This is a genomic window from Pantoea sp., from assembly GCF_039594315.1.
GTDB lineage: Bacteria > Pseudomonadota > Gammaproteobacteria > Enterobacterales > Enterobacteriaceae > Pantoea.
Map to the genome: position 1 here is coordinate 100,426 of NZ_JBCNNP010000004.1, position 25,589 is coordinate 126,014.

Annotated in this window: 24 protein-coding genes; 20 read left to right on the forward strand and 4 right to left on the reverse strand. The window is 57.3% G+C overall.

Features of this window, described 5'->3' with window-relative positions; translation table 11 throughout:
• Together ABDW13_RS04905 and ABDW13_RS04910 are read left to right on the forward strand one after the other, a co-directional pair.
• Positions 1-1,956, forward strand: coding sequence for a hydantoinase B/oxoprolinase family protein (locus ABDW13_RS04905; RefSeq protein WP_343551305.1), 1,956 nt, complete (start codon positions 1-3; stop codon positions 1,954-1,956).
• 95 nt (positions 1,957-2,051) lie between these two features.
• Positions 2,052-2,894 (forward strand): oxidoreductase, encoded by an 843-nt coding sequence (locus ABDW13_RS04910; RefSeq protein WP_343551306.1) that lies wholly within the window; start codon positions 2,052-2,054, stop codon positions 2,892-2,894.
• Between the two features lie 112 nt (positions 2,895-3,006).
• Here the strand turns inward: ABDW13_RS04910 and ABDW13_RS04915 are convergent, their stop codons facing one another.
• Positions 3,007-3,444 (reverse strand): hypothetical protein, encoded by a 438-nt coding sequence (locus ABDW13_RS04915; RefSeq protein WP_343551307.1) that lies wholly within the window; start codon positions 3,442-3,444, stop codon positions 3,007-3,009.
• 290 nt (positions 3,445-3,734) lie between these two features.
• A complete protein-coding gene (locus ABDW13_RS04920; protein ID WP_343551308.1) occupies positions 3,735-5,900 on the reverse strand; it encodes an EAL domain-containing protein in 2,166 nt (721 codons plus the stop codon).
• A gap of 310 nt (positions 5,901-6,210) precedes the next feature.
• On the opposite strand from ABDW13_RS04920, the gene phnF reads away from it, so the two are divergent.
• The 13 genes from phnF (at position 6,211) to phnE (ABDW13_RS04985) (ending at position 16,833) form a co-directional block, all read left to right on the forward strand.
• Positions 6,211-6,927: a phosphonate metabolism transcriptional regulator PhnF gene (gene phnF, locus ABDW13_RS04925; RefSeq protein ID WP_343551309.1), complete on the forward strand. Its 717-nt coding sequence runs from the start codon at positions 6,211-6,213 to the stop codon at positions 6,925-6,927.
• The gene (gene phnG, locus ABDW13_RS04930) at positions 6,924-7,370 is read left to right on the forward strand and encodes a phosphonate C-P lyase system protein PhnG (RefSeq protein ID WP_343551310.1); all 447 of its coding nucleotides are present in this window, start codon (positions 6,924-6,926) and stop codon (positions 7,368-7,370) included. The genes phnF and phnG overlap by 4 nt, the downstream gene beginning before the upstream one ends.
• Positions 7,370-7,945, forward strand: coding sequence for a phosphonate C-P lyase system protein PhnH (gene phnH, locus ABDW13_RS04935; protein WP_343551311.1), 576 nt, complete (start codon positions 7,370-7,372; stop codon positions 7,943-7,945). The genes phnG and phnH overlap by 1 nt, the downstream gene beginning before the upstream one ends.
• The gene (locus tag ABDW13_RS04940; protein ID WP_343551312.1) at positions 7,945-9,021 is read left to right on the forward strand and encodes a carbon-phosphorus lyase complex subunit PhnI; all 1,077 of its coding nucleotides are present in this window, start codon (positions 7,945-7,947) and stop codon (positions 9,019-9,021) included. The genes phnH and ABDW13_RS04940 overlap by 1 nt, the downstream gene beginning before the upstream one ends.
• Positions 9,014-9,862, forward strand: a complete 849-nt coding sequence (locus ABDW13_RS04945; RefSeq protein WP_343551313.1) for an alpha-D-ribose 1-methylphosphonate 5-phosphate C-P-lyase PhnJ — start codon at positions 9,014-9,016, stop codon at positions 9,860-9,862. Before ABDW13_RS04940 ends, ABDW13_RS04945 begins: the two co-directional genes overlap by 8 nt.
• Positions 9,852-10,613: a phosphonate C-P lyase system protein PhnK gene (gene phnK / locus ABDW13_RS04950; RefSeq protein ID WP_343551315.1), complete on the forward strand. Its 762-nt coding sequence runs from the start codon at positions 9,852-9,854 to the stop codon at positions 10,611-10,613. The genes ABDW13_RS04945 and phnK overlap by 11 nt, the downstream gene beginning before the upstream one ends.
• Positions 10,614-10,627: 14 nt before the next feature.
• On the forward strand, positions 10,628-11,332 hold the full coding sequence (phnL, locus tag ABDW13_RS04955; RefSeq protein WP_343551316.1) for a phosphonate C-P lyase system protein PhnL: 705 nt from the start codon (positions 10,628-10,630) through the stop codon (positions 11,330-11,332).
• Positions 11,329-12,465, forward strand: coding sequence for an alpha-D-ribose 1-methylphosphonate 5-triphosphate diphosphatase (gene phnM, locus ABDW13_RS04960; RefSeq protein WP_343551317.1), 1,137 nt, complete (start codon positions 11,329-11,331; stop codon positions 12,463-12,465). Before phnL ends, phnM begins: the two co-directional genes overlap by 4 nt.
• A complete protein-coding gene (phnN, locus tag ABDW13_RS04965; protein ID WP_343551319.1) occupies positions 12,465-12,995 on the forward strand; it encodes a ribose 1,5-bisphosphokinase in 531 nt (176 codons plus the stop codon). The genes phnM and phnN overlap by 1 nt, the downstream gene beginning before the upstream one ends.
• A 133-nt stretch (positions 12,996-13,128) precedes the next feature.
• Positions 13,129-13,956, forward strand: coding sequence for a phosphonate ABC transporter ATP-binding protein (gene phnC / locus ABDW13_RS04970; protein ID WP_343551320.1), 828 nt, complete (start codon positions 13,129-13,131; stop codon positions 13,954-13,956).
• A 26-nt stretch (positions 13,957-13,982) separates the two neighbouring features.
• Positions 13,983-14,909 carry a phosphonate ABC transporter substrate-binding protein gene (gene phnD / locus ABDW13_RS04975; protein ID WP_343551321.1) on the forward strand — a complete coding sequence of 309 codons (927 nt, stop codon included), beginning with the start codon at positions 13,983-13,985 and terminating at the stop codon, positions 14,907-14,909.
• 179 nt (positions 14,910-15,088) lie between these two features.
• Positions 15,089-15,952, forward strand: a complete 864-nt coding sequence (phnE, locus tag ABDW13_RS04980; RefSeq protein WP_343551322.1) for a phosphonate ABC transporter, permease protein PhnE — start codon at positions 15,089-15,091, stop codon at positions 15,950-15,952.
• The gene (phnE, locus tag ABDW13_RS04985) at positions 15,949-16,833 is read left to right on the forward strand and encodes a phosphonate ABC transporter, permease protein PhnE (RefSeq protein ID WP_343551324.1); all 885 of its coding nucleotides are present in this window, start codon (positions 15,949-15,951) and stop codon (positions 16,831-16,833) included. Before phnE (ABDW13_RS04980) ends, phnE (ABDW13_RS04985) begins: the two co-directional genes overlap by 4 nt.
• Here phnE (ABDW13_RS04985) and ABDW13_RS04990 read toward each other — a convergent pair.
• Complete coding sequence (locus ABDW13_RS04990; RefSeq protein ID WP_343551326.1) at positions 16,787-19,093, reverse strand: ATP-binding protein; 2,307 nt, start codon at positions 19,091-19,093, stop codon at positions 16,787-16,789. The genes phnE (ABDW13_RS04985) and ABDW13_RS04990 overlap by 47 nt on opposite strands.
• A 145-nt stretch (positions 19,094-19,238) precedes the next feature.
• Between ABDW13_RS04990 and ABDW13_RS04995 the strand changes: the two genes are divergently transcribed.
• The 5 genes from ABDW13_RS04995 (at position 19,239) to ABDW13_RS05015 (ending at position 24,823) form a co-directional block, all read left to right on the forward strand.
• Positions 19,239-20,744 carry a sugar ABC transporter ATP-binding protein gene (locus ABDW13_RS04995; protein ID WP_343551327.1) on the forward strand — a complete coding sequence of 502 codons (1,506 nt, stop codon included), beginning with the start codon at positions 19,239-19,241 and terminating at the stop codon, positions 20,742-20,744.
• A 10-nt stretch (positions 20,745-20,754) separates the two neighbouring features.
• Positions 20,755-21,738 carry a ribose ABC transporter permease gene (locus tag ABDW13_RS05000; protein ID WP_343551329.1) on the forward strand — a complete coding sequence of 328 codons (984 nt, stop codon included), beginning with the start codon at positions 20,755-20,757 and terminating at the stop codon, positions 21,736-21,738.
• 166 nt (positions 21,739-21,904) lie between these two features.
• Positions 21,905-22,843, forward strand: a complete 939-nt coding sequence (locus ABDW13_RS05005) for an ABC transporter substrate-binding protein (RefSeq protein ID WP_343551330.1) — start codon at positions 21,905-21,907, stop codon at positions 22,841-22,843.
• Between the two features lie 65 nt (positions 22,844-22,908).
• Entirely contained in the window at positions 22,909-23,769 is an 861-nt protein-coding gene (locus tag ABDW13_RS05010) for a ketose 1,6-bisphosphate aldolase (protein WP_343551331.1), read from the forward strand.
• A 1-nt stretch (position 23,770) separates the two neighbouring features.
• Positions 23,771-24,823, forward strand: a complete 1,053-nt coding sequence (locus ABDW13_RS05015; protein WP_343551332.1) for a carbohydrate kinase family protein — start codon at positions 23,771-23,773, stop codon at positions 24,821-24,823.
• On the opposite strand, the gene ABDW13_RS05020 is transcribed toward ABDW13_RS05015, so the two are convergent.
• Positions 24,760-25,506 (reverse strand): response regulator transcription factor, encoded by a 747-nt coding sequence (locus tag ABDW13_RS05020; protein ID WP_343551334.1) that lies wholly within the window; start codon positions 25,504-25,506, stop codon positions 24,760-24,762. The genes ABDW13_RS05015 and ABDW13_RS05020 overlap by 64 nt on opposite strands.
• Positions 25,507-25,589: the final 83 nt, after the last annotated feature.

The window sequence follows — 25,589 nt, forward strand, 5'->3', positions numbered from 1 at the left end:
ATGGCGATTGACGGACGTAACCTGCAAATTCTGGCCAACTACTGCGCGGCGGCGGCGGATGCCATGGCCTTCACTTTGATGCGCACCGCGCATTCGACATTCGTCAAAGAGACGGAAGATTTCTCCTGTCAGATTGTCAGCCGTGACGGTTTGGCATTTGCCTCGCCGCGCAGCTTCGGCGCGCCGTGGTACAGCGGCATCGATTACGGCCCGGTGTTGGCGCTAATCGACAGCTATCAAGAGGGCGATATCTGCATCACCAACGATTCCTACGCCGGAAACGTGGCGACGCATTCGCCGGATATCCATATCTGGAAACCGGTGTTTCACCGCGGCGAGATCGTCTGCTTTGTGGTCGGACACATTCACAACACCGATGTCGGCGGCGCAGTGCCAGCATCGCTGTCGCGTTCATTGACCGATATCGTGCAGGAAGGGATTCGCATTCCGCCGCTGAAAATCGTGCGTAACGGTGAATTGAATGAAGAAGTGGCGCGCATCATGCGTCTCAACGTGCGTGCGCCGGAGCAAAACTGGGGCGATTTCAAAGCGCAGATCGCGTCGGTTAACGTCGGCGAACGTAAGATTCACGACATCATTGCGCGCTTTGGCATCGATGATTTCCTGCAAGGCATTAATGGCATTCTCGATTACGCCGAAGCGCAGGCGCGTAGCATCATCGCCACCATTCCTGATGGCGAATACTTCTACGCGGATTTTGCTGATGAAGATGGCGAAGGCGGTTTTCCCTGCCGCGTGGCGATTACCTTGCGCGTCAACGGCGACACGCTGGAACTTGATTACACCGGCAGCGATCCGCAACTGGCTTCGTCACTGAACATGCCGACCGGTGGACGCGAACGGCATCCGCTGGCGCTGGTTGGCGTGACGTATGTGCTTTCGACGCTGGATCGCAATCTGCTGCTGAATGCCGGCACCTTGCGGCCAACGCGCGCCATTCTGCCGCCGGGCACGGTGATGAACTGCGAAGCGCCAGCGGCAGTGGGTATGCGATCGCTGACCTGCGCGCTGTCGCAAATCGCCACGCTCGGGGTGTTTTCACAGGCGATTCCCGAGCGTTTGCCCGCCAACTCGCCTGGCGGCAATTCGATCATGAACATTCGCACCAGCGATAGCGCCAATCGCAACGTGGTGGCGTCGCTCGGCCCGGTGGGCGGCGGCGCGGGCGGTACGCCACGGCATGATGGCCCGGATGGATCGGGTGGCTTGTCGGCATTCCTGAAAAACACGCCGATTGAGATCAACGAAGCGGAAGTGCCGATCCATTTCCATCGCTACGGTCTAGCCGCCGACAGCGCCGGGGCCGGGCGTTATCGCGGTGGATTAGCCACTGAAATGGCGTTTGAAATCTTCGCGCCGAATACCACCGTCACCGCACGTAATCGCAATCGCTCGGTATTTGCTTCGGCGGGCGTGCTGGGCGGCGAGGCGGGCGGCCTGTCGGATTTCCGCACCTTACGCAACGGCGTGGCGATTGAGCATGGCAACACCGATGTGATCCACTGCCAGCCGGGCGATATCGTTGAAGTACGCGGCCCTGGCGCTGGCGGTTACGGTTTGCCGGTAGAGCGTGATGTAAACGCGGTGTTGCAGGATATTCGTTGTGGGTTCCTCTCGGAACAGAGGGCGCGCGACAGTTACGGCGTGGCGCTGCGCGATGGCGAGATCGATCATGCCGCCACCGAACAACTGCGCGCGGAGATGCCGACGCGTACTACGCAGCATTTCGATCATGGTGCGGCACGGAGCGCATTCGAAGCGATTTGGACGCCGGAACGTTATCGCCTGCTCACCGCGTTTTTGGCGGCAGCGCCGATCGGCTGGCGTCACTTCCTCAAGCAGCAGGTGTTTACGGCGGTTGCCGCGGATAACGACAGGCCAATGCAGACCATCTTCGACCAGCTTAAGCAGCGTTATCCGGCGATGACGCCATAGGCGCACGCAACGCTAATCGCCACGGAAGGCGTTTGCCATAGTTACTCTCTTTGCCCGATGGCGGTTCATTGGGCGTGATTGAAGGGGACGTCATCATGGCTTCAGCAAACACTCCGGTATGGTTCATTTCAGGTTGCTCAACCGGCTTTGGCCGCGAGCTGGCACAGCAGGCGATTGCACGCGGCTTCAAAACGGTGGTCACGGCGCGCGATGCCAGTAAAGTGCAGGATCTGGTCGCCGGACATGAAAACGCATTAGCGCTAGCGCTGGATGTGACCGATCAAAGCAGCATCGGTCAGGCGGTGAGCGCCGCGCTGGAGAAATTCGGCGGCGTGGATGTGCTGGTGAACAACGCCGGTTACGGTTATCAAAGTTCGGTGGAAGAGGGCGATGAAAAAGAGATCCGCGCCCAGTTCGATGCCAACGTGTTTGGCCTGTTTGCCTTGACGCGCGCGGTGTTGCCATCGATGCGTAAAGCACGCCGCGGCCACATCATCAACATCACCTCGGTGGCGGGATTTATTGGCTTCGCCAGTTCGGGCTATTACTCAGCCAGCAAACACGCGGTGGAAGGTTGGTCGGATTCGCTGGCACTGGAAACCGCACCGCTCGGCATTCACGTCACCTGCGTCGAACCCGGCCCGTTCCGCACCGATTGGGCAGGACGTTCGCTGCATCAAACGCCAAGCACCTTGACGGAGTACGCCGAAACGGCCGCAGCCCGCATGAAAGCCACCTCGGAATACAGCGGCACTCAGGCGGGTGATCCAGCACGTGCAGCCAAAGCGATGATCGCCATCACCGAGCACGACAACCCACCACGTCATTTAGTGATGGGCGCATGGGGCTATGATGCGGTGACCGCCAAATTGAAAGAGCGTTTAGCGCAGATCGAGGCATGGAAACAGACCTCGATTGATACCGATTTCCCGTCTTAATAGCTAAATAGCCGCACACACTGTAGCGGCGCAATTTATTGCGTTGTGTTGACCTTTTAAATTCAAATAAACGCGATAAATCGCGCCGCTACGGTAATGTGCATTTTTACGCTCAATAATAACGATCACATTCCCAACGTAACGGGTTCTGCTGAATATATTGTCTGGCAAAAAACAATTCCCGTTCATCTCTAATAACACGTTCATGGAAATTGCGTTGCCAGATTGATTGCTGACAACGGCGGCTCACACCGGCTTTAAAGAGCGCAATAATTTTTGCCAGAGATAATTTATTTGCCTCGCTTAACCAGAGAATGCCATGCACATGATTAGGCATCACAACAAACGCATCCAATCTTAAACCAACGATGCGTGTCGGAAGAGCTTGCCACTCCTGCTCAGCAATAATGCCAATGGGCGAACAGACCAGGGTTGAGTATTCGATATGACCAAAAAGCGGTGCGCGTAACCGCGTGACCAACGTAATGAAATAAGCACCGGGAGAAGTGTAATCATAATGCGGTATGCGGGTATTCGTTCGTCCTTTCAATGAAGTCTCCTTTTTATGGAGAATCTGTCAAAAAGGATTATTTGTCAGATTTAACATTTATTATTACGAGCTGCTTTCCAAATTAACGCTCAATAACGAAAGAACGCGATAAATCGCGCCGCTACGAACCTCTGCGTTAAGTCGATGATGAACTCAACATCCGCACATACCGTAGCGGCGCAATTTATTGCGTTCAGTTTGCCTTTAGAGGTCAACAAAACGCGATAAATCGCGCCGCTACAAGTCTCTGCGGTAAGTAAATGACGACTCAACATCTGCACTTACATTCATCACATCATCTTCTCAATCTCACTGAACGGCACGGCGTGGCTGAACAAATACCCTTGCAACTGATTGCACCCGGCATCGGCCAGCGCGTTTTTTTGCCCTTCGGTTTCGACACCTTCGGCTGTGACGGTCAAGCCCATTGCGTGACCCAAACGCACCACGGATTCAACAATCGCGGTGGAATTTTGCGCCACGCCGAGCGACTGGGTAAACGAGCGATCGATTTTGATTTTATCCACCGGGAAGGTGCTGAGGTAATTGAGGCTGGAGTAGCCGGTGCCGAAATCATCCAGCGCAATGCGGAAACCGGCGGCACGCAGCGCGATGATGTTATTGCGCGCTTCATGTTCATCCTCAATCAATACGCCTTCGGTGATCTCCAGCTCCATATGCTGCGGATTGGCGCCTTCCGATTCAACGATTTCAATAATGCGCTCGACAAAATTGCTGGCGCGGAACTGCACCGGCGAGACGTTCACTGCTACCACAATCTGCGGCAGCTTGAGCGAGGTTTTACAGGCTTCGCGCAGCACCCATTCGCCGAGCGGAATGATCATGCCGGTCTCTTCGGCGATGGCGATGAAATCACCCGGCGCCACATCGCCACGTTCGGCGTGATGCCAGCGCAGCAGCGCTTCGAGGCCGACAACGCGCTGTCCACTGATATCCATCAACGGTTGATACCACACCGCCAACCCGGCAAAATTCAAAATCGCCTGGCGTAAATCCGCCGCCATTTGCTGGCGGGTGCGCAGCGACTCATCCATCACTTTTTCGAACTGGCGATATTGGCCGCGTCCGTGGTTTTTAGCTTCGTATAACGCGATATCGGCTTTGCGCATCAGATCCAATCGGTCAATGCCATCTTTCGGAGCCAGCGCTAAACCGACGCTAACGCCAACCCACAACTCGCTGCCGACCAACGGATACGGCTCACTTAAGCGCGTAATGATGCGCTTCGCCAGCGATTGCACTTGCCCAATATTATCGACATCCGGCATCACGATAATGAATTCATCGCCGCCGATGCGCCCGACGGTATCGCTGGAACGCACAATCTCATTGAGACGGCGCGCCACTTCAATAATCAACTCATCACCGGCGTGATGGCCGTAAGTGTCATTGATGTTCTTAAAACGATCGAGATCCAGCAACAGCAGCGCCACGCGATGATCGTGACGTGAAGCCGCCGCCAGCGCCTGGGTTAAACGGTCTTCGACTAATGAACGATTCGGCAAACCGGTCAGCACATCATGAAACGCCAGATGCTGCGCCTGCGCTTCACTGGCGCCAAGTTTCAGCATCGATTGCGACAGCTTCAGCGAAGAGGTCCAGATGCGCCTCACCATAAACATGCACAGCAAGGTGATGAGTAGCACCGAAATCAACGTGGTGGGGCCGATGGTACGCAGCATCTGCGCGCCGGGTTTATCCGGCTGCCAGCTGAGATAGCCCACCGGTTCGCCTTGCTGCGAATTGAGTAAATAGCGCGCTTTGGTAGGTGTTGCCGGTTCGGCGTCGGTAAAAGTCAGTTCACGTAACTGGCTGCGATCGGCGAGGTTTTGCAAATAGCCATCATCAAGGAATTTGATGCTGACCAAACGATAGCGTCCGGCCTGTTTGGTGCTGCTGATGTCGCCCACCGCCAGCGCTGCCGCGCGTTGCCCAATGCGCACGAAATCAGCGTGATCGTTGGGGCCGACCACCACATCGCTGTTTTGCACCAGCGGATTATTGAGGATGTCCTGCATCACCGGGCCAATATTTTTGTCCGGCACGGTTTGCCCGTTGCGCCACACATCCACCAGTTGATTATCGCGATCCAACAAAACGACCAGCTGATGATCAAACATGTCATACAGCCAACCGCCGACATTTTGTGTCAGCCAGCTTTCATCGGGATGGGCCAGCGCCAGCTGATCGGCCAGCGGCGACCAGCGCGTCAGGCTGCGCAATTGGCGCAAATGTTCCGACAAACTTTGGGTAAAAGAGGCTTCGATCATGCGCTGCTGCTGATCGCGCGCTTCATTATTGGTGAGCGAAGTGCCCCAGAACAAACCCATGCCGGCACCGGCAAAGGTCAGGATAAGAATCGCCATCAAGGGCAAAATAACTTCACGAACAAAGTTGCGGCGAAAACCATCCGATAGTTTCAACGCGTTAATCATTTTAATATTCGCTTAACAAATAGGATTCATCTTTTAACTTAGCAGACTTTTCTTAAGCTGCGTGATGTAAGGGCAGTGCAAAAGAGATGTAATTAAGCGGTAAATTTTTGAACACTGTCACAAAGGTGATAGTTAAAAATTTTTTATTAAATTGGTTGCCGTTTCGCTCACATCCTCCTGTCTTAAAGCAAATTCATCAGCGCGTCATTGAGCCGTCACGGCGCTGTCATCTGGCTCGCGCAATGTAATCGCCATCCCGCAGCAACCCTCGCTGCGCTCCTCAACCAATGTGAATGAGGTATTGAGCGTGATGGAGATATCCAGACATCCGACCACTGTCTATCAGGCAGTCGCCGCGCAACTCGAACAGGCGCTACAGGAACGTTATCGCTGTGGCGACTATCTGCCTTCCGAGCAACAGCTGGCCGATCACTATGAAGTGAATCGTCACACCTTGCGCCGCGCCGTCGATGAGTTGGTCAATAAAGGGCTGCTGCAACGTCGTCACGGCGTCGGCATTTTGGTGCTGATGCGTCCTTACGATTATCCGCTGCATGCGCAGGCGCGTTTCAGTCAGAACCTGATGGAGCAGGGCAGCCATCCAACCAGCGAACGTTTGCTGGCGGTGGTGCGTCCGGCCAGTAGCGATGTGGCGAGCGCTTTGGCAATTAATGAAGGCGACAACGTGATTCATCTGCGCACGCTGCGTCGCGTCAACGGCGTGGCGGTGTGCGTGATCAACCACTTCCTCGCCGATCTCAGCTGGTGGCCAACGCTGCAACAGTTCCACAGCGGTTCGCTGCACGACTATATGCAGAAAAACCTCGGCTTATTCCTGACGCGCAGCCAAACGCGCATCAGCACCCGCCGCGCACAGGCCAAAGAGTGCAAGCAGCTGGAGATTGCGTTGCAGTCGCCGCTGTTGTGCGTGCGCACCCTGAATAAACACAGCGACGGCCAGGTAGCGGAATACTCCGTCAGCCTGACGCGTGGCGACATGATTGAACTGACTCTGGAGCACGAATGAAACAGCAAACCGCCCGCCAACATTGGCTCTCGGTGCTGGCACACAGCGATGCCAGCACGCTTGAAGCGCATTGGCAGCCGCTGAATCTGCATGCCGATTTTGAAGCGATTCGCCCGGCAGAAACCGGCTTAACCCGCCTGCAAGCGCGCATGGGCGGCAGCGGCAAACGCTTCGTGATGGGCGACGCCACGGTGACGCGTGCAGTAGTGAAACTGCACGATGGCACGCTGGGTTTTAGCTATGTGTTGGGACGCGATAAGCCGCACGCCGAACGTTGTGCACTGATTGATGCGCTGCTGCAACAGCCGGAAACCCAGGCGCTGTTGCAGGAAAAATTGATTGCCCCGCTGGCGGCACTGCGTGAAGAGCAGCGTCAGCTGCGAGCGCGTGAAATCGCCAGCTCCAAAGTGGATTTCTTTACGCTGGTTCGCGGAGATAACTAATGACATTACTGGCAAGTTTTAACCATCCGGTTGCTGATGCACAACGTGCCTTCCGCCGCATTCTCAAAGCGATGAGCGAGCCGGGCGTGATGGTGTCGCTGCCGCTCCAACAAGGCTGGGGCGATCTGTCGCCTGCCGCCACCGCCGTGCTGCTGACGCTGGTCGATCAAGAGAGCGCGCTGTGGCTGGATAGCCGCATTGATAATGAAGTGGTGCGCAACAACCTGCGTTTCCATACCGGCGTACCGATTGTGGATGAGCGCGATGCGCCGTTTGCTTTGACGCATGCCGCCGCCAATCCCGATCCGGCGCTGTTCGCGGCGGGCGACAATATGTCACCGGAAAAAAGCACCACGCTGATTGTCGAAGTGCCTTCACTGAATGGCGGCTTAACGCTGCGTTTAAGTGGGCCGGGTTTGCGTGAATCACGCGCCATCGCGCCACAACTGCCAGACGCGATTCTGCATTATCTGCGCGAGCGCCCGCATCCGTTCCCACAGGGCGTGGATCTGATTTTCACCTGTGGTGAAGCGATGATGGCCTTGCCGCGCACCACCGACGTGGAGGTGTGCTGATGTACGTTGCGGTTAAAGGGGGCGAAAAGGCGATTGCCAGCGCCCATGAACTTCAGGCGGATTTACGCCGTGGTGACCGCGACGTAGCTGAACTGGGTTGCGATCAGGTCGTGCAACAACTCGGTTTAGCGGTGGATCGCGTGATGACCGAAGGCGGCATTTTTGATCCCCAGCTGGCGGCGTTAGCGATTAAACAAGCCAGCGGTGATTTGGTCGAAGCGATCTTCCTGCTGCGCGCCTACCGCACCACGTTGCCGCGCCTCGCCGACAGCTTGCCGCTGGCAACAGATGAGATGCGCATCGAACGTCGTATCTCGGCGGTGTACAAAGATCTGCCCGGCGGCCAGGTGCTTGGCCCGACTTCCGATTACAGCCATCGTCTGCTGGATTTCACCTTACTCGCCAATGGCGAAACGCCTGCAGCACCGCGTGACGATCAGGCGCTGCCTGAGCGCTGTCCGCATGTGTTCAGCATGATGACAAACGAAGGATTGGCGGCGCGTGAAGAAGATGACGGCAGCGAGCCGTGCGACATCACCCGCGAACCGCCTGGTTATCCGGCGACGCGTGCTGCCCGTTTGCAACAGCTGGTGCGTGGCGACGAAGGTTTCCTGCTGGCGTTGGGTTATTCAACGCAGCGCGGCTACGGTCGCAACCATCCGTTTGCCGGTGAAATCCGTACCGGTTATCTCAGCGTATCGATCTGCCCGGAAGAGCTCGGTTTCGATATCGAGATTGGCGAAATCCTGCTGACCGAATGCGAAATGGTCAACGGCTTCACCACTGAAACAGACAGCGCGCCGCACTTCACGCGCGGTTACGGTTTGGTGTTTGGTCGCTCCGAACGCAAAGCGATGGCGATGGCGCTGGTTGATCGTGCGTTGCAAGCGCCGGAGTACCACGAGCGCATTGCTGGCCCGGCGCAGGATGAAGAGTTTGTGTTGTCGCATGCCGACAACGTAGAAGCGGCGGGCTTTGTTTCGCATCTGAAACTGCCGCACTACGTCGATTTCCAGGCGGAGCTTGAGCTGCTGAAACGGCTGCGCCAACAGCATCAGGAGCAGAACCATGAGTGAGTTAACCGGCTACAACAACGGTTATCTGGACGAGCAGACCAAGCGCACCATTCGCCGCGCCATTTTGAAAGCGGTGGCGATTCCCGGTTATCAGGTGCCGTTCGCCGGACGTGAAATGCCGATGCCGTATGGCTGGGGCACCGGCGGCATTCAGATCACCGCCAGCATTATTGGCGATGCCGATGTGCTGAAGGTGATCGACCAGGGCGCGGATGACACCACCAACGCGGTGTCGATTCGTCGCTTCTTCCAGCGCGTCAGCGGCGCGGCAACCACCGAATCGACGCACGATGCCACGCTGATCCAGACGCGTCACCGCATCCCGGAAACGCCGCTCGAAGAAGATCAGATCCTGATTTTCCAGGTGCCGATTCCAGAACCGCTGCGCTTTATCGAGCCGCGTGAGACCGAAACCCGCACCATGCACGCGCTGGAAGAGTACGGCATCATGCAGGTGAAACTGTATGAAGATATCGCCCGCTACGGCCACATCGCCACCACTTACGCGTATCCGGTGAAGGTCAATGATCGCTACGTGATGGATCCGTCGCCAATCCCCAAATTCGACAACCCGAAGATGCACATGATGCCGGCGCTGCAACTGTTTGGTGCCGGGCGTGAAAAACGCATCTATGCGCTGCCGCCGTTTACCAAAGTCGAAAGCCTCGATTTTGACGATCATCCGTTCAGCGTTCAAAGCTGGGAAGAACCCTGCGCGCTGTGCGGTTCACGTCACAGCTATCTCGATGAAGTGGTCATGGATGATGCCGGTACGCGCATGTTTGTCTGCTCCGATACCGATTTTTGCCACCAGCAGCAGGAACAACAGCATGCACAGTGAACAGCCGCTGCTCGCGGTCAACAATCTGACGCACCTCTATGCGCCAGGCAAAGGTTTTGAAGATGTCAGCTTTGAACTCTATCCCGGCGAAGTGTTAGGTATTGTCGGCGAATCCGGTTCCGGGAAAACCACGTTGCTGCGCAGCCTGTCGGCACGTTTGGCGCCGCAGCAGGGCAACATTCTTTATCGTGCGCAGGATCTTTATCAACTGAGTGAGAGCGATCGTCGCCGATTGCTGCGCACCGAATGGGGCGTGGTGCATCAGCATCCGCTCGACGGTTTGCGTCCCCAAGTGACGGCGGGCGGCAACATTGGCGAACGTTTGATGGCGGTGGGACAACGCCATTACGGCGACATCCGCAAAGAAGCGATGCGCTGGTTGCAGGATGTCGAGATCCCCGCCAACCGTATCGACGATCTGCCCACCACCTTTTCCGGCGGCATGCAGCAGCGTTTACAGATTGCGCGCAACCTTGTGACGCAGCCGACGCTGGTGTTTATGGATGAGCCGACCGGCGGTCTGGATGTGTCGGTGCAGGCACGCTTGCTGGATCTGCTGCGCACGCTGGTGCGTGAGTTGAATCTGGCGGTGGTGATTGTCACCCACGATCTCGGCGTGGCGCGTTTGCTGGCGCATCGCCTGTTGGTGATGAAGCAGGGCCGCGTAGTGGAGAGCGGATTGACCGACCGGGTGTTGGACGATCCACATCATCCTTATACCCAACTGCTGGTTTCGTCGGTGCTTAATTAATGGTGGACATCAACATGCAACCTTTATTGCGCGTAGAGCATCTGAGCAAAACTTTTGTGCTGCACAACCAGAGCAGCGCCGCGCTGCCGGTGTTGCAGGACGCCAATCTTGAAGTCAACGGCGGGGAATGTGTGGTGCTGCACGGACGTTCCGGCAGCGGCAAATCCACCTTGCTGCGCGCACTGTACGGCAACTACCAGGCCAACAGCGGCCACATCTGGCTGCAACATCAAGGCGAATGGATCGACATGGCGCAAGCGCCAGCGCGGCAGATTCTGGCGATTCGTTGCCACACTATCGGCTGGGTCAGCCAGTTTTTACGCGTGATTCCGCGCGTGCCCACGCTGGAGATCGTCATGCAGCCGTTGCTGGAACGCGGCGTGGAGCGTGCTTTCTGTGAGAAACGCGCCAAAGAGCTACTGACGCGTCTCAACGTGCCAGAGCGTTTGTGGTCGCTGGCGCCATCGACCTTCTCCGGCGGCGAACAGCAACGTGTAAATATCGCACGCGGTTTCATCGCCGATTATCCGGTGCTGCTGCTGGATGAACCAACCGCCTCACTCGACAGCGCCAACAGCGCGGCTGTGGTGGAACTGATTGAACAGGCCCGCACTCGCGGTGCCGCCATCGTAGGTATTTTCCATGACGAAGTGGTGCGCAGCCGCGTTGCCGATCGCCTGCACGTCATGCAGCCAGTGAACACAGGAGCAGAAGCATGATCGTGAATAACGTCCAGCTGGTGCTGGATCAGGAAGTGGTGAGCGGCTCCCTGGAGATCCGTGACGGTCGTATTGCCAGCTTCAGCGACAGCGCCAGCCAGTTGCCGGGCGCGTTGGATGGCGAAAATGCCTTCCTGCTGCCGGGTTTGGTCGAGTTGCACACCGATAACCTCGACAAGTTCTTTACTCCGCGTCCGAAAGTTGATTGGCCTGCGCATTCGGCGATGAGCAGTCACGATGCGTTGATGGTCGCCAGCGGCATCACCACGGTGCTGGATGCGATTGGTGTCGGCGACGTGCGCGATGGCGGGCATCGCATCGAAAATCTCAACAAGATGATCGAGGCGATTCAGGACAGTAATCGCAAAGGCATTAACCGCGCCGATCACCACTTGCATCTGCGCTGCGAGTTGCCGCATCACACTACTTTGCCGCTGTTTGAAAAGCTGATGAGCACGCCAGAGTTGTCATTGGTGTCGTTGATGGATCATTCGCCGGGCCAGCGCCAGTACGCCTCGCTGGAGATGTATCGCACCTATTATCAGGGCAAATATCAGCTTAACGACGAGCAGATGGATCAGTTTGAGCGCGAGCAACTGGCGCTGGCGGCCGAGTTCTCCACGCCGAACCGCAACGCCATCTCCAGCTTGTGTCGTTCACGCGGTATTCCAATTGCCAGCCATGACGATGCCACCGCCGCCCACGTGGCGGAATCGCACGAGGTGGGCAGCGCGATTGCCGAGTTCCCGACCACCATCGAGGCGGCACGCGCCTCACGCGAATGCGGCATGCAAGTGTTAATGGGCGCGCCGAACATCGTGCGCGGTGGTTCGCACTCCGGCAACGTCGCGGCGGCCGATCTCGCCAGCCACGGGCTGCTGGATATTCTGTCGTCGGATTACTATCCAGCCAGCTTGCTCGATGCGGTATTCCGCTTAGTGGCCGATGAGCGCAACAGCCTGACGCTGCCGCAAGCCGCCGCGTTGGTGACGCGCAATCCGGCCCGTGCCATTGGCCTGCACGATCGCGGTTCTATCGCCGAAGGGATGCGCGCCGACTTGGTGCTGGCACACACCGCGCACGGCCATCCGCATATTCGTCACGTCTGGTCGCAAGGCAAGCTGGTGTTCTGATGGCGCGCCTGATTTGGCTAACCGGGCCTTCGGGCTCGGGAAAAGACAGCCTGTTGAATGCGCTGCGTGAAGCGCCGCCGGACAATCTGCTGATCGCCCATCGCTACATAACCCGCGCCGCCGATGCCGGTGGCGAGAACCATGTGGCGCTGAGCGAAGCCGAGTTCCGACGGCGTGAGGCGCTGGGCTTGTTTGCGGTGAGCTGGCAGGCGCATGGCTTGTATTACGGCCTGGGCGAGGAGATCGACTTGTGGCTGGCGCGCGGTTTGAATGTGCTGGTCAACGGATCGCGGCTGCATCTGCCGATTGTGCAGCAGCATTATGGCGCGCAGCTGTTGCCCTTGGTGTTGCAGGTGTCGCCTGCGGTGCTGGAAGCGCGTCTGCGCCAGCGTGGCCGCGAAGATGATGCCGAAATCGCCAGACGCCTGGCGCGTGCTGCCGAGCCGCTGCCCGCCCATTGCCATGCGCTGAGCAACGATGGCGCGCTGAGCGACACGCTGCGTCAACTACGACAATGGCTCGCCGATTAACCGCTGACGATTATTCGACGGCGTGTGCGCGATGACACGCTGTCACGGTTTAATCACTTTACTGTCATCAAGCTTTCATCCGATTTGGCCGTAATAGCGGGCAATCAACACCTCAGAAGAGATGGAGCGCAACATGGCACAGGCATTACTGAAGACCGTCGTCGACAATCCGTTCCCGCCTGTAGGCCAGAGCAGCAAGGTGCTGTCGGTACAAGGATTGTGCAAAGCCTACGGTGAAAACAAGGTGCTGGATAATGTCAGTTTCGATCTGCATGCGGGCGAGCTGGTGGCCGTGATTGGTCGCTCTGGCGCAGGCAAATCGACACTGCTGCATATGCTGAATGGCACCATAAGCGCTTCGCAAGGCGCGATTCAAAGCATTCATCAGGGACAAGCCGACCGCGATGTGGTGACGCTCAATAGCCGTCAGATGCGCGAATGGCGCACCGAATGCGGCATGATTTTCCAGGATTTCTGCCTGGTGCCGCGCCTCGACGTGCTGACCAACGTGCTGCTCGGTCGCTTGAGCCAAACCTCAACGCTGAAATCGTTTTTCAAAGTGTTCTCCGAAACCGACCGTGCGCGCGCCATTGAACTGTTGCAGTGGATGAACATGCTGCCGCAGGCGCTGCAACGTGCCGAAAACCTGTCCGGCGGTCAGATGCAGCGTGTGGCGATTTGCCGTGCGTTGATGCAGAACCCGCGCATCTTGCTGGCCGACGAACCGGTGGCGTCACTCGATCCGAAAAACACCAAGCGCATCATGGATGTGTTGCGTCAGGTGAGCGAGCAGGGCATCAGCGTGATGGTGAACCTGCACTCCATCGAACTGGTGAAAAGTTACTGCACCCGCGTGATTGGCATTCAGCGCGGCAGAATCCTGTTCGATGGACATCCTTCCCAGTTGACCGATGGCTTGATGCATGAGCTGTACGGCGACGAAATTAACCAGCTCCACTAACTCCCACGGCAAGAGAAAACCTAAGAATGAAACTGACTTCTTTAGCTTTACTGACTATTGCGATGGCATTTGGCGCAAACGCAGCGGATGCACCAAAAGAGTTGAACCTCGGGATTCTTGGTGGCCAGAACGCCACGCAGCAGATTGGTGATAACCAATGTGTGAAAGACTTCTTCGACAAGGAGTTGCAGGTTGATACCAAACTGCGCAACTCGTCTGACTATTCAGGCGTGATTCAGGGTTTGCTGGGTAACAAAATTGACCTGGTGCTGAGCATGTCACCGGCCTCTTACGCTTCTGTTTACCTGCAAAACCCGAAAGCAGTTGATGTGGTCGGTATCGTGGTAGACGACAAAGACGGTTCACAAGGTTATCACTCGGTAGTGATCGTGAAAGCCGACAGCCCATACAAAAAGCTGGAAGACCTGAAAGGCAAATCGTTCGGTATGGCCGATCCTGATTCTACTTCGGGCTTCCTGATGCCAAACCAGGCCTTTAAGAAAGAGTTCGGCGGCACAGTTGATGACAAGTACAACAACACCTTCTCTAGCGTGACCTTCTCTGGCGGCCACGAGCAGGACATCCTTGGTGTGCTGAACGGTCAGTTCGAAGGCGCGGTCACCTGGACTTCACTGATCGGCGATCGTGAAACCGGTTATACCTCAGGTGCTTTTGGTCGTCTGATTCGTATGGATCACCCAGATCTGATGAAGCAAATCCGCATCATCTGGCAGTCGCCGCTGATTCCAAACGGCCCAATTCTGGTCAGCAACAATCTGCCAGCTGATTTCAAAGAGAAAGTGGTTGCGACCATCAAGAAGCTGGATAAAGAACAGCACAGCTGCTTTGTTAAAGCGGTTGGCGGTGCGCAGCACATCGGTCCTGCAACCGTGGCTGATTACCAGAACATCATCGATATGAAGCGTGATTTGATGAAAGGTTCGCGCGGTTAATTAAACTGGCGCTCGCTGTCCCCCATCCCAGCCTTCCCCCGCTCGCAGGGGAAGGAGCGGACCGAGAGCGCAGTAGGTTCGCCGCTCGCTCCACCTAATCATTCCCTCTCCCGCTTGCGGGAGAGGGCTAGGGTGAGGGCCAGCGTGCACCTCCGTCCCAACCAACAGGAATTCCTCCCTTGACCGATTTCGAACACTACTACCAACGCATCCGCCGCCAGCAAAAGCGCGACTCGCTGCTGTGGTCGCTGCTGTTACTGGCGCTCTATCTGGCCGCGGGCAAGATGTCGGAATTCAGCCTCACCACGGTCTGGCAATCGTTGCCACACTTTTTTGACTACATCGGCGAAACCATGCCGGTGTTGCATTGGTCGGTCTTGTTCTCTGATGTGAAAACAGAAGGATCGCTGGCCTATTGGGGCTATCGTCTGCACTTCCAGCTGCCCCTGATTTGGGAAACCTTACAGCTGGCGCTGTCGTCCACCATCGTGGCAGTGATGGTGGCGGGCGTGCTGGCGTTCTTCGCCGCCGATAACACCAACACGCCACGCAGCCTGCGCATCGCCATTCGCGCCTTTGTCGCCTTCCTGCGCACCATGCCGGAACTGGCGTGGGCAGTGATGTTCGTGATGGCGTTCGGCATTGGCGCGATTCCTGGCTTCCTCGCGCTGGCGTTGCACACCGTCGGCAGCCTGACCAAGTTGTTCTATGAATCAATTGAGAGCGCCTCCGATAAACCGGTGCGCGGCCTTGCCGCCTGTGGCGCCACCAAATTACAGCGCATGCGCTTTGCCTTCTGGCCGCAGGTCAAACCGACGTTTCTTTCCTACAGCTTTATGCGCCTGGAAGTGAATTTCCGCTCCTCGACCATTCTCGGTTTGGTCGGCGCAGGTGGGATTGGCCAGGAGCTGATGACCAATATCAAACTCGATCGTTACGATCAGGTCAGCATCACGCTGTTGCTGATTATTGTGGTGGTGTCGCTGCTGGATACGCTGTCCGGCTGGCTGCGTCGCCGCGTGGTGGAAGGAGAGACGCTATGATTACCCTCGCGCCGGATGTTGCCAAACTCAAGCAGGAACACGCCGCGCTGTTTGCCGCGCAGAACCGTTATTTGCGCCGCGTGGCGTTGGTGGCGCTGGCTATTATCTTGTACTACCTGTTCTTCTTTGAGTTTTTCGGCATTGAGTGGAGCCGCTTTCTGGTCGGCTGCCAGCAGTTGAGCCGCTATTTCCTGCGCATGTTTGTCTGGCAGGATTTCATGAACTGGCCGTTTGCTTACTACTTCACCCAGGTCGGCATTACGCTGGCGATTGTGTTTGCCGGCACCATAACCGCCTCGTTTATCGCGCTGCCGGTTTCGTTCCTTGCCGCGCGTAACGTGATGCACGATCCGGTTACGCGTCCGATTTCGCTGGTGGTGCGCCGCATACTGGATGTGCTGCGCGGCATCGACATGGCGATTTGGGGTTTGATCTTCGTGCGCGCCGTTGGCATGGGGCCGCTGGCCGGTGTGCTGGCGATTGTGATGCAGGATGTCGGTTTGCTCGGCAAACTGTATGCCGAAGGGCACGAAGCGGTGGAGCGTTCGCCAAGCCGTGGTCTCAGCGCGGTGGGCGCCAACAGTCTGCAAAAACATCGCTATGGCATCTTCACCCAATCGTTCCCGACCTTCCTCGCCCTCAGCTTGTACCAGATTGAATCCAACACCCGTTCCGCAGCGGTGCTGGGCTTTGTCGGCGCGGGCGGCGTCGGTTTGGTGTATGCCGAGAACATGCGTTTGTGGAACTGGGATGTGGTGATGTTCCTGACCATTATTCTGGTGGCGGTGGTGATGATCATGGATGTGATCTCCAGCAAGCTGCGTAAACGCTACATCACTGGGAAAGGGGTGCCGTTGTGGCAGCCCGCCGTGCGCGATTAAGCCGCTGGCTGCGTTGCCAGGCACGCTCCAGCGTCTGTACCAACTGCGCCTGATGCCAGGGTTTCGCCAACCGCTCACACAGCGGCAGCGTCACCTGGCTCCGGCGCAAATCCTGCCCGCTGATTAACATCGTTGCCAAATGCGGCCATTGCGCCTGCGCCTGGCGAATCACATCCGCACCGTTCATCCCGCCCGATAACATCAAATCACTGATCAGCATGTCGATATCTGGCGTCTGACGCAGCAAGGCCAATGCACTTTCACCGTCGCCACACTCCAGCGTCAAATAACCCAACTGATGCAGATGTTCACACAGCGTTTGCCGCACCGCCGGTTCATCATCCAGCACCAAGATCAGCCGATCGTTGCTCGCGGTTGGCGCAATGGGCACAGGTAGGCGGGTGGGTTGCACCGCTTCCGGCGCACGCGGCAGCAGCAGACGCACGGTGGTGCCCTGGCCCGGCGCGGTTTCCAGCTCGATTTGCCCGCCGGATTGGCGCACAAATCCGTACACCATCGATAATCCCAATCCGCTGCCGCTGCCAATCGCTTTGGTGGTGAAGAACGGCTCAAACACCTGTTCGCGCACTTCGTTCGACATGCCGCAACCGTGATCGATGACTTCGATAGTGACGCAATCGCGTTCGCCATCGGCCAGCGCTTTACGTTGATTCCAGATGCGCAGCCGAATCTCGCCGCGCTGTTTTTCCATCGCATCGCGCGCGTTGACCACCAAATTCATCAAGGCGTTTTCCAATTGCCCGGCATCGATCCACGCCGGCCAGCCGGGACCTTGCGCATCGACCACCAGGTTTTGACCGGGCAGCAGCGCGTGCTGTAACAGCGAGTGCAAATTTTCCACCAGTTCGACCACCGCCACCGCGCGAGGATAGAGCGCCTGCTTGCGCGAAAACGCCAGCAAACGCTGCGTCAGTTGCGCCGCGCGATCGGCGGCCTGACGGGCACGATCAATGCGGCTGGCCAGCGTACCGGGTGGCAGTTGATCCACGGTTAGCGCCAGGCTGCCAATGATCACCGCCAGCAAATTGTTAAAGTCATGCGCCAGGCCGCCGGTCAGTTGCCCAACCGCTTTCATCTTCTGGCTGTGCAGCAACGCTTCTTCTGTCGATTCCAGCTGATTGCTTTTCTCTCTCAGCAAACGCGAAGTTTGTGCCAACGAGGCGGTATTGCGCGCAAACACGTTAAACGCCCGTGCCAAATCGCCCAGTTCATCACGTCGCGCCAGGCCCGGCACATTGACGCTTTTCTCACCCTGCGCCAGCCGCGTCATGGCGTGGGCAATGGCGGTCAAACTCGATCCCAGATTGCGATAAATGTAATAACCGGCGTAACCGGTAATCAGCAGCGCCAGCAGCATAAACAGGCCGATAAAGCCGATAATCGAATCCAGTTCTTCGTGGGTCACCGCGCTGCGTGCATCGCTTTGCTGCGCTACCAGCTGCACGTAATGGGTGATGTCGTCGTTGAGCATCGCCACCAGCGCTTTGATGCGATAAGTCGCATAGGCGATGGCGATATCGCTTTGTTCCAGCTGTTGCGCCACCGGCAGCAGATCGTTGCCGGTGGTAATCAGTCGCTGGACTTGGTCATTCAGCACGCCGTTTAGCGTCAGCGTTTGCCACTGGCCTAGCACCGTGGCGAGTTGCTGCACCGCCGCTTGTGGCGCAGCCGATTGAATCGCCACGCTTAATAAACTGGCGGTTTGCTGGCGCAAGGCGCGGGAAGGCGATGGGGTGTGCGTCAGCAGGTTAATGTGGTTGAGCAGCAGCTGCGATTGCCATAAACCGCTCAGCATCACGTTGCGCTGCAAATGGCGCTGATGTCCGGCCAATAACAACTGATTGATGGTCTGTTCCAGCATCTGGCTGCGATCGCGGATGCGTGCCAGCAGTTGCGGCTGTTGTTCGGCCAGTGGTGCGTGCGCCAGCAAGTTCAGCGAGTGTTGCAGTTCCTGCTGCGTTTGCTGCAAACGTGCCGATTCGCTTTGATATTCCAGCGCGCCCACCACTTGTGATAAGCGCACCGCGGCAATCGCCACGTTGGCGGTATCGCGTGCCAGCGCCAGGCTGCCGTTCATATCCGCCAGCGTTTGCGCCTGCGCCTGTTCCTGAATGTGACCGGCGTGGCGAAATCCAAAAATAGCCACCAGGCTCACCGCCAGCGTCACCGACATCACCAGCAAATTAAACAGCAGCAGGCGACTGCGTGCGCCCGCGTGCCAATGCAGACCGTGACTCATTCTTGCCACCTCATGCCGCTCAACTCCCGGCGAGTATAGAAGCGCACCCGAGGCGAAATATGACAAATATGAACGGGACGCTGACATTTTCCATTTATCTACAGCGGCTTTACTCGCTGCAACCCTTGCCAGCAGGAGCTTGCCGATGACAGCGACACCGATATTGGAAATGCGCGCAATCACCCGCCGCTTTGGTAGCTTCTACGCGCTAAAAGGCGTCGATCTCACCGTCTGGCCTGGCGAAGTGCATGCGTTGATGGGCGAGAACGGCGCGGGGAAAAGTACCTTGATGAAGATTCTGGCCGGTGCTTACACCGCCAGCAGCGGCGAGATTCTGATCGACGGGAAGCCTTACGCCATTAAAGGGCCGAAAGAGGCGCTGGCGGCGGGCATCACGCTGATTTATCAGGAGATCAATCTGGCGCCCAACTTAACCGTGGCGGAGAACATCTTCCTCGGCAGCGAAATCACCCGTGCTGGATTAGTCCGGCGTCGTCAGATGGCGGAAGAGGCGCAGGTGGTCATCGACCGGCTCGGCGCGCAGTTCAACGCCACCGATCTGGTCAGCCGCCTGAGTATCGCCGAGCAGCAGCAAGTAGAAATCGCCCGCGCGCTACATCGCAACAGCCGCATTCTGGTGATGGATGAACCCACTGCCGCGCTTTCGAATCGTGAAACCGAACAGCTGTTTGCGCTGATTAAACGTCTGCGCGGCGAGGGCATGGCGATCATCTATATCAGCCATCGCATGGCGGAAGTGTATGAGCTTTCCGACCGTGTCAGCGTGCTGCGCGATGGGCAATACGTTGGCAGCTTGACGCGCGATCAACTGAACGCCAGCGAGCTGGTACGCATGATGGTCGGGCGTCCACTCAGCGATTTGTTCAACAAAGATCGCAACATCCCGCTCGGCGACATTCGTCTGGCGGTTAATCACCTGTGCGACAAACGCAAAGTGCATCCCAGCAGTTTAGCGGTGCGCGCCGGGGAGATTGTTGGCTTGGCCGGTTTGGTCGGTGCCGGACGCAGCGAGTTGGCGCAGCTGATTTTTGGCGTGCACAAACCCAGCGGCGGTGAAATCTGGATCGATGGCGAGGAAGTGCAGATTCACTCCCCACGTGACGCCATCGCGCGCGGCATTGGTTTCCTCACCGAGAACCGTAAAGAGCAGGGCTTATTCCTTGAGATGGCGGCGCAGGAAAACATCGTGATGGCGACGCTGGAGCGCGATGCCAGTTACGGTCTGCTGAACAAGCGCAAAGGGCAGAAGATCGCCAGCGACGCGATTGATGCGCTGAATATTCGCGTGCCGCATGCGCAAGTCAGAGCGGGCGGCTTGTCCGGCGGCAACCAGCAAAAATTGCTGATTTCACGCTGGGTGGCGATTGCACCGCGCATCCTGATTCTTGATGAACCGACGCGTGGCGTAGACGTCGGCGCCAAGAGCGAAATCTACCGCATGATGCAACAAATGGCGCAGCAAGGCGTGGCGATTTTGATGATTTCCAGCGAGTTGCCGGAAGTGGTCGGCATGAGCGATCGCGTTTATGTGATGCGCGAAGGCACCATCGCGGGTGAGTTGAGTGGGGCGGAGATTAGCCAGGAAAACATAATGACACTGGCCACCGGCGCGCAGCCGGTTCAGGCCTGAGGAGAGCGCAATGACCAGTGAAACCGCACGCGTAAAAAGCCCAACGCTCAAGCGCGCGTTGATGAGCGACCTGCTGCAAACCGTCGGCATCTTGCCGATCTTAATCCTGATTGTGGCGGTATTTGGTTTTGTTGCGCCCAACTTCTTTACCGAAGGTAATTTGCTGAATATTACACGTCAGGCGTCGATCAACATCGTGCTGGCGGCGGGCATGACCTTTGTGATTCTCACCGGCGGCATCGATTTGTCGGTGGGATCAATGCTCGGCACCACGGCGGTAGTGGCGATGGTGGTGTCGCTCGATCCGGCATTTGCTTCGCTGACCATTCCGGCGGCGTTGGCAGCTGGCCTGATCATGGGATTGTTCAACGGCATTTTGGTGGCGTGGGCCGGTTTGCCACCGTTTATTGTCACGCTGGGAACCTATACCGCAATGCGCGGCGCGGCCTATTTGCTGGCGAATGGCACCACGGTGATTAACTCCGACATCAACTTTGAATGGATTGGCAACGGCTATCTCGGCCCGGTGCCGTGGCTGATCATTATCGCCTTCGCGGTGATTGCGCTGTGCTGGTTCATTCTGCGCCGCACCACGCTGGGTGTGCACATCTACGCGGTAGGCGGCAACGTGCAGGCGGCACGCTTGACCGGCATCAAGGTTGGCGTGGTGCTGCTGTTTGTCTACGCCATGAGCGGGCTGTTGTCAGGCTTGGGCGGATTGATGAGCGCCTCACGACTTTACAGCGCCAACGGCAATCTCGGCGTCGGTTATGAGTTGGATGCGATTGCCGCGGTGATTCTCGGTGGCACCAGCTTTGTCGGCGGCATCGGCACCATTACCGGCACGCTGATCGGGGCGCTGATTATCGCCACGCTCAACAACGGCATGACGCTGATGGGCGTCTCCTATTTCTGGCAGTTAGTGATCAAGGGCGCGGTGATCATTATCGCGGTGCTGATCGATAAGTACCGCACGCGGCATCACGTGGGTTGAGTTTGGTGCGTGCTGTCCCTCACCCCAGCCCTCTCCCACAGGTGGGAGAGGGAGTTGAAAGTGCGGTTTGTTCGTAAAGTTCGCTCCACCTAATCATCCCCTCTCCTGCTTGCGGGAGAGGGTTAGGGTGAGGGTAAAAACCAAAAAAAGCAGGAGAACATCGACTATGCGTTTTAATCCGATTATTACCGGACTGCTGGCAGCTTCGCTTCTGAGCGCGCCATTGGTGCAGGCCAAAGAGCTGAAATCCATTGGTGTGACTGTCGGCGACCTCGCCAACCCGTTCTTCGTGCAAATTACTAAAGGCGCGGAACTCAAGGCGCGAGAACTGGCGGGCGACAAAGTGAACGTGACGTTGGTTTCCAGTGGCTACGATCTCGGTCAACAGGTGGCGCAGATTGATAACTTCATCGCCGCCAAAGTCGACATGATCATCCTCAACGCTGCCGATTCCAAAGGCATCGCGCCAGCCGTGAAGCGTGCGCGTGACGCCGGTATCGTGGTGGTGGCGGTGGACGTGGCGGCTGACGGCGCCAACGCCACCATCACCTCCGATAACACCGCTGCCGGTGCCATGGCGTGCAAGTACATCTCCGACCGCCTGAAAGCCAAAGGCAATGTGGTGATCATTAACGGGCCGCCGGTCTCCGCGGTGCAAAACCGTGTTGAAGGCTGCATGACCGAGCTGAAAACCCATCCAGATATCAAAATTCTCTCCTATAACCAGAACGCCAAAGGCAGCCGTGAAGGTGGCCTGGAAGTGATGACCGGCTTGTTGTCGGCTAATCCGAAGATCGATGCGGTGTTCGCAATTAACGATCCAACGGCGATTGGTGCCGATTTAGCCGCGAAACAGGCACAACGTAATGAGTTCTTTATTGTCGGCGTCGATGGATCGCCAGATGGCGAAGAAGCACTGAAACGCAAAGGTTCACTGTTTGTCGCCACGCCAGCACAAGACCCGCAAGTGATGGCGGCAAAAGCGGTGGAGATTGGTTACGACATCCTGCAAGGCAAGCCTGCGCCGGATAAACCGGTGCTGATTCCGGTGACGATGATCGATCGCAACAGCGTCAGCAGCTATAAGGGCTGGACGGTGAAATAGACGCGCGCTTGCCCTCACCCTAACCCTCTCCCGCAGGCGGGAGAGGGGATAGTTAGGAGAACAATATGGCTTTGATTTCATTGGCGCAGGGTTTGGCACATGCGCAGCAAAATGGCTACGCACTTGGCGCATTTAACGTGCTCGATACCCATTTCTTGCGCGCGTTGTTTCAGGCGGCTGAACAACAGCGTTCGCCATTTATCATCAGCATCGCGGAAGTGCACTTTAAGTACGTCAATCTCGAACATCTGGTGGCGGCGGTGCGCACCGAAGCGGCGCTGCACGATATTCCGGTGGTGCTGCATCTCGATCATGGCTTGCATTTTGAGGCGGTGATGCAGGCGATTCGCCTCGGCTTTACCTCGGTGATGTTTGACGGCTCAACGCTCAGCTACGACGAAAATGTGCGCCAGACGCGCGAAGTGGTGAAAATGTGTCACGCGCTGGGTGTATCGGTGGAAGCGGAACTCGGTGCGGTGGGCGGCGATGAAGGCGGGGCGCTGTTTGGTGAGGCCGACAGCGATAAATTCACCGATCCGGCGCAGGCCGCCGATTTTGTGCAATCCACCGGTATCGATTGTTTGGCGGTGGCGATTGGCAATGCGCACGGCAAATACAAAGGCGAACCTAAACTTGACTTCGAACGGCTAGCGGCGATACGTGCCAGCGCCGGGATTCCGCTGGTGCTGCATGGCGGGTCTGGGATTAGCGATGCGGATTTCCGCCGCGCCATTACCCTCGGCATTAACAAAATCAACTTCTACACCGGCATGTCGCAGGCGGCGCTGGGCGCGATTGAAACGCAAATCAGCCAGCGTGATGCGCGCTACGACTCATTTGCCGAACTGTTAATGGCGGTGGAACGTGCCATCAGCAATGTGGTGGCACAGCAGATGCAGGTGTTCGGCAGCGCCAGGAGGGCCTGACATGGCAGCACGCAGCGGAATTCTCGGCGCAGGTAGCATGCTGGTGGATCATGTGCAGCGCATCAGCCACTGGCCGGAGCAAGGTTGGTTGGCGGAGATCGAGCACAGCGAAAAATGCAGCGGCGGCGCGGCGCTCAACGTGCTGTTCACGCTGGCACGCATGCAGGTGAACCTGCCGCTGGCGGGCGTCGGGATGATTGGCGAAGACAGCGACGGCGATTACATCCTGCAATTGCTTGACGATCATCATATCGATCGCCTGTTTGTCCAGCGCACCCGCAGCATCAATACCGCCATGACTCAGGTGATGACCACGCCAGACGGCCAGCGCACCTTTTTCCATGCGCGTGGCGCGAATGGGCAACTCGACCTGGCGCACTTCGCCGCTGTGTCCACTTCGCATCGTATCTTCCATCTTGGCTATCTATTGCTGCTTGATAGCCTCGATCAGCCGGATGACGAATTCGACACCCGCAGCGCACGTTTGTTGGCGCAGATGCAGCAGCGCGGCTATCAAACCTCACTGGATTTGGTGTCGCGTACGGGAGAATATCGCCCGTTGGTGATGCCCGCGCTGCGCTGGCTCGATTATCTGGTGATCAATGAACTTGAGGCGCAATCGCTAACCGGAGTCACTTTGCGTACGCCGCACGGATTAGCCGGAGCCAGCGCGTTCGCTGAGGCGGCTACTTGGTTGATGCAACAAGGTGTGCGTCAGCGCGTGGTGATTCATGCTCCGGAAGGCGCATGGGGAGAAGAACGCGGTGGTGAAGGGCGCTGGCAACCGGCGTGGTGTTTAACGCCGGAGGAGATCGTTGGCAGTGTCGGTGCCGGTGATGCGTTTTGCGCTGGCGTGTTGTATGCCAGCCATCAAGGTTGGTCGCTGACGGAAACGCTGAAACTGGCACACACCTGCGCCTGTTTTAATCTGCATGCAGCAAACGCGCTGGACGGCACGCGGCCATTGGCAGAGATGCAGCGCTGGATGGATCAGGCGATTTGTGTCTCGCGCGGCGATGAAGCCGGGCGCATCACATCGGCAGAGAAAACATAGCCGAGTCCGCGAATGGTGCGGATCAGGCTCGGTTGATGCGGATTGGCTTCGATTTTGCGCCGCAGCCGCATGATCAGCACATCGATGGTGCGATCAAACACATCAAGGCTTTCGCTGTGCGTTAGCTCCAGCAGTTGATCGCGGGTTAACACCTTGCGCGCATGAGCAACTAAAGCGCGCAGCAGCGTGTATTCGCCTTGGGTGAGTGGCACGCTTTCACGTTGTGGATTGAACAATTCGCAGCGCGCATCATCCAGCCGCCAACCGTTAAATTGCCAACCTTCATCATTGAACAGCTCTGGCTGCGATAAGCGTCCACAACGTCGCAGCGCCGCACGGGCGCGCGCCACCACCACGCGTGGATTAAATGGCTTGGCGATGTAATCATCCGCGCCCATTTCCAACCCCACCACCATATCCGCTTCCGATCCCATGCCGGTTAACATAATCACCAGCAGGTCCGGGCGTTGACGCTGCATCTGTTGCAACACCAGCAAGCCGTTGGTGTCTGGCAGCATCATATCCAGCATCACCAGCGAAATTTCCGGGTGTAGCGCTAATAAAGCCAGCGCATCTTTGCCCTGATGGCAGCTATAAACTGTGAACACATGTTCATGCAATACATCGTGCAGCAATTCGCATACGGCACGATCATCATCGACCACCAAAATCGCGGGCTTCATCGTCTAGCCTCTTTTGTTACGAAAGGGTTAAAATCAGTGTAATCCGGCGATTTTTCCCTGCTAATGCAAGCAACAGAAACGTG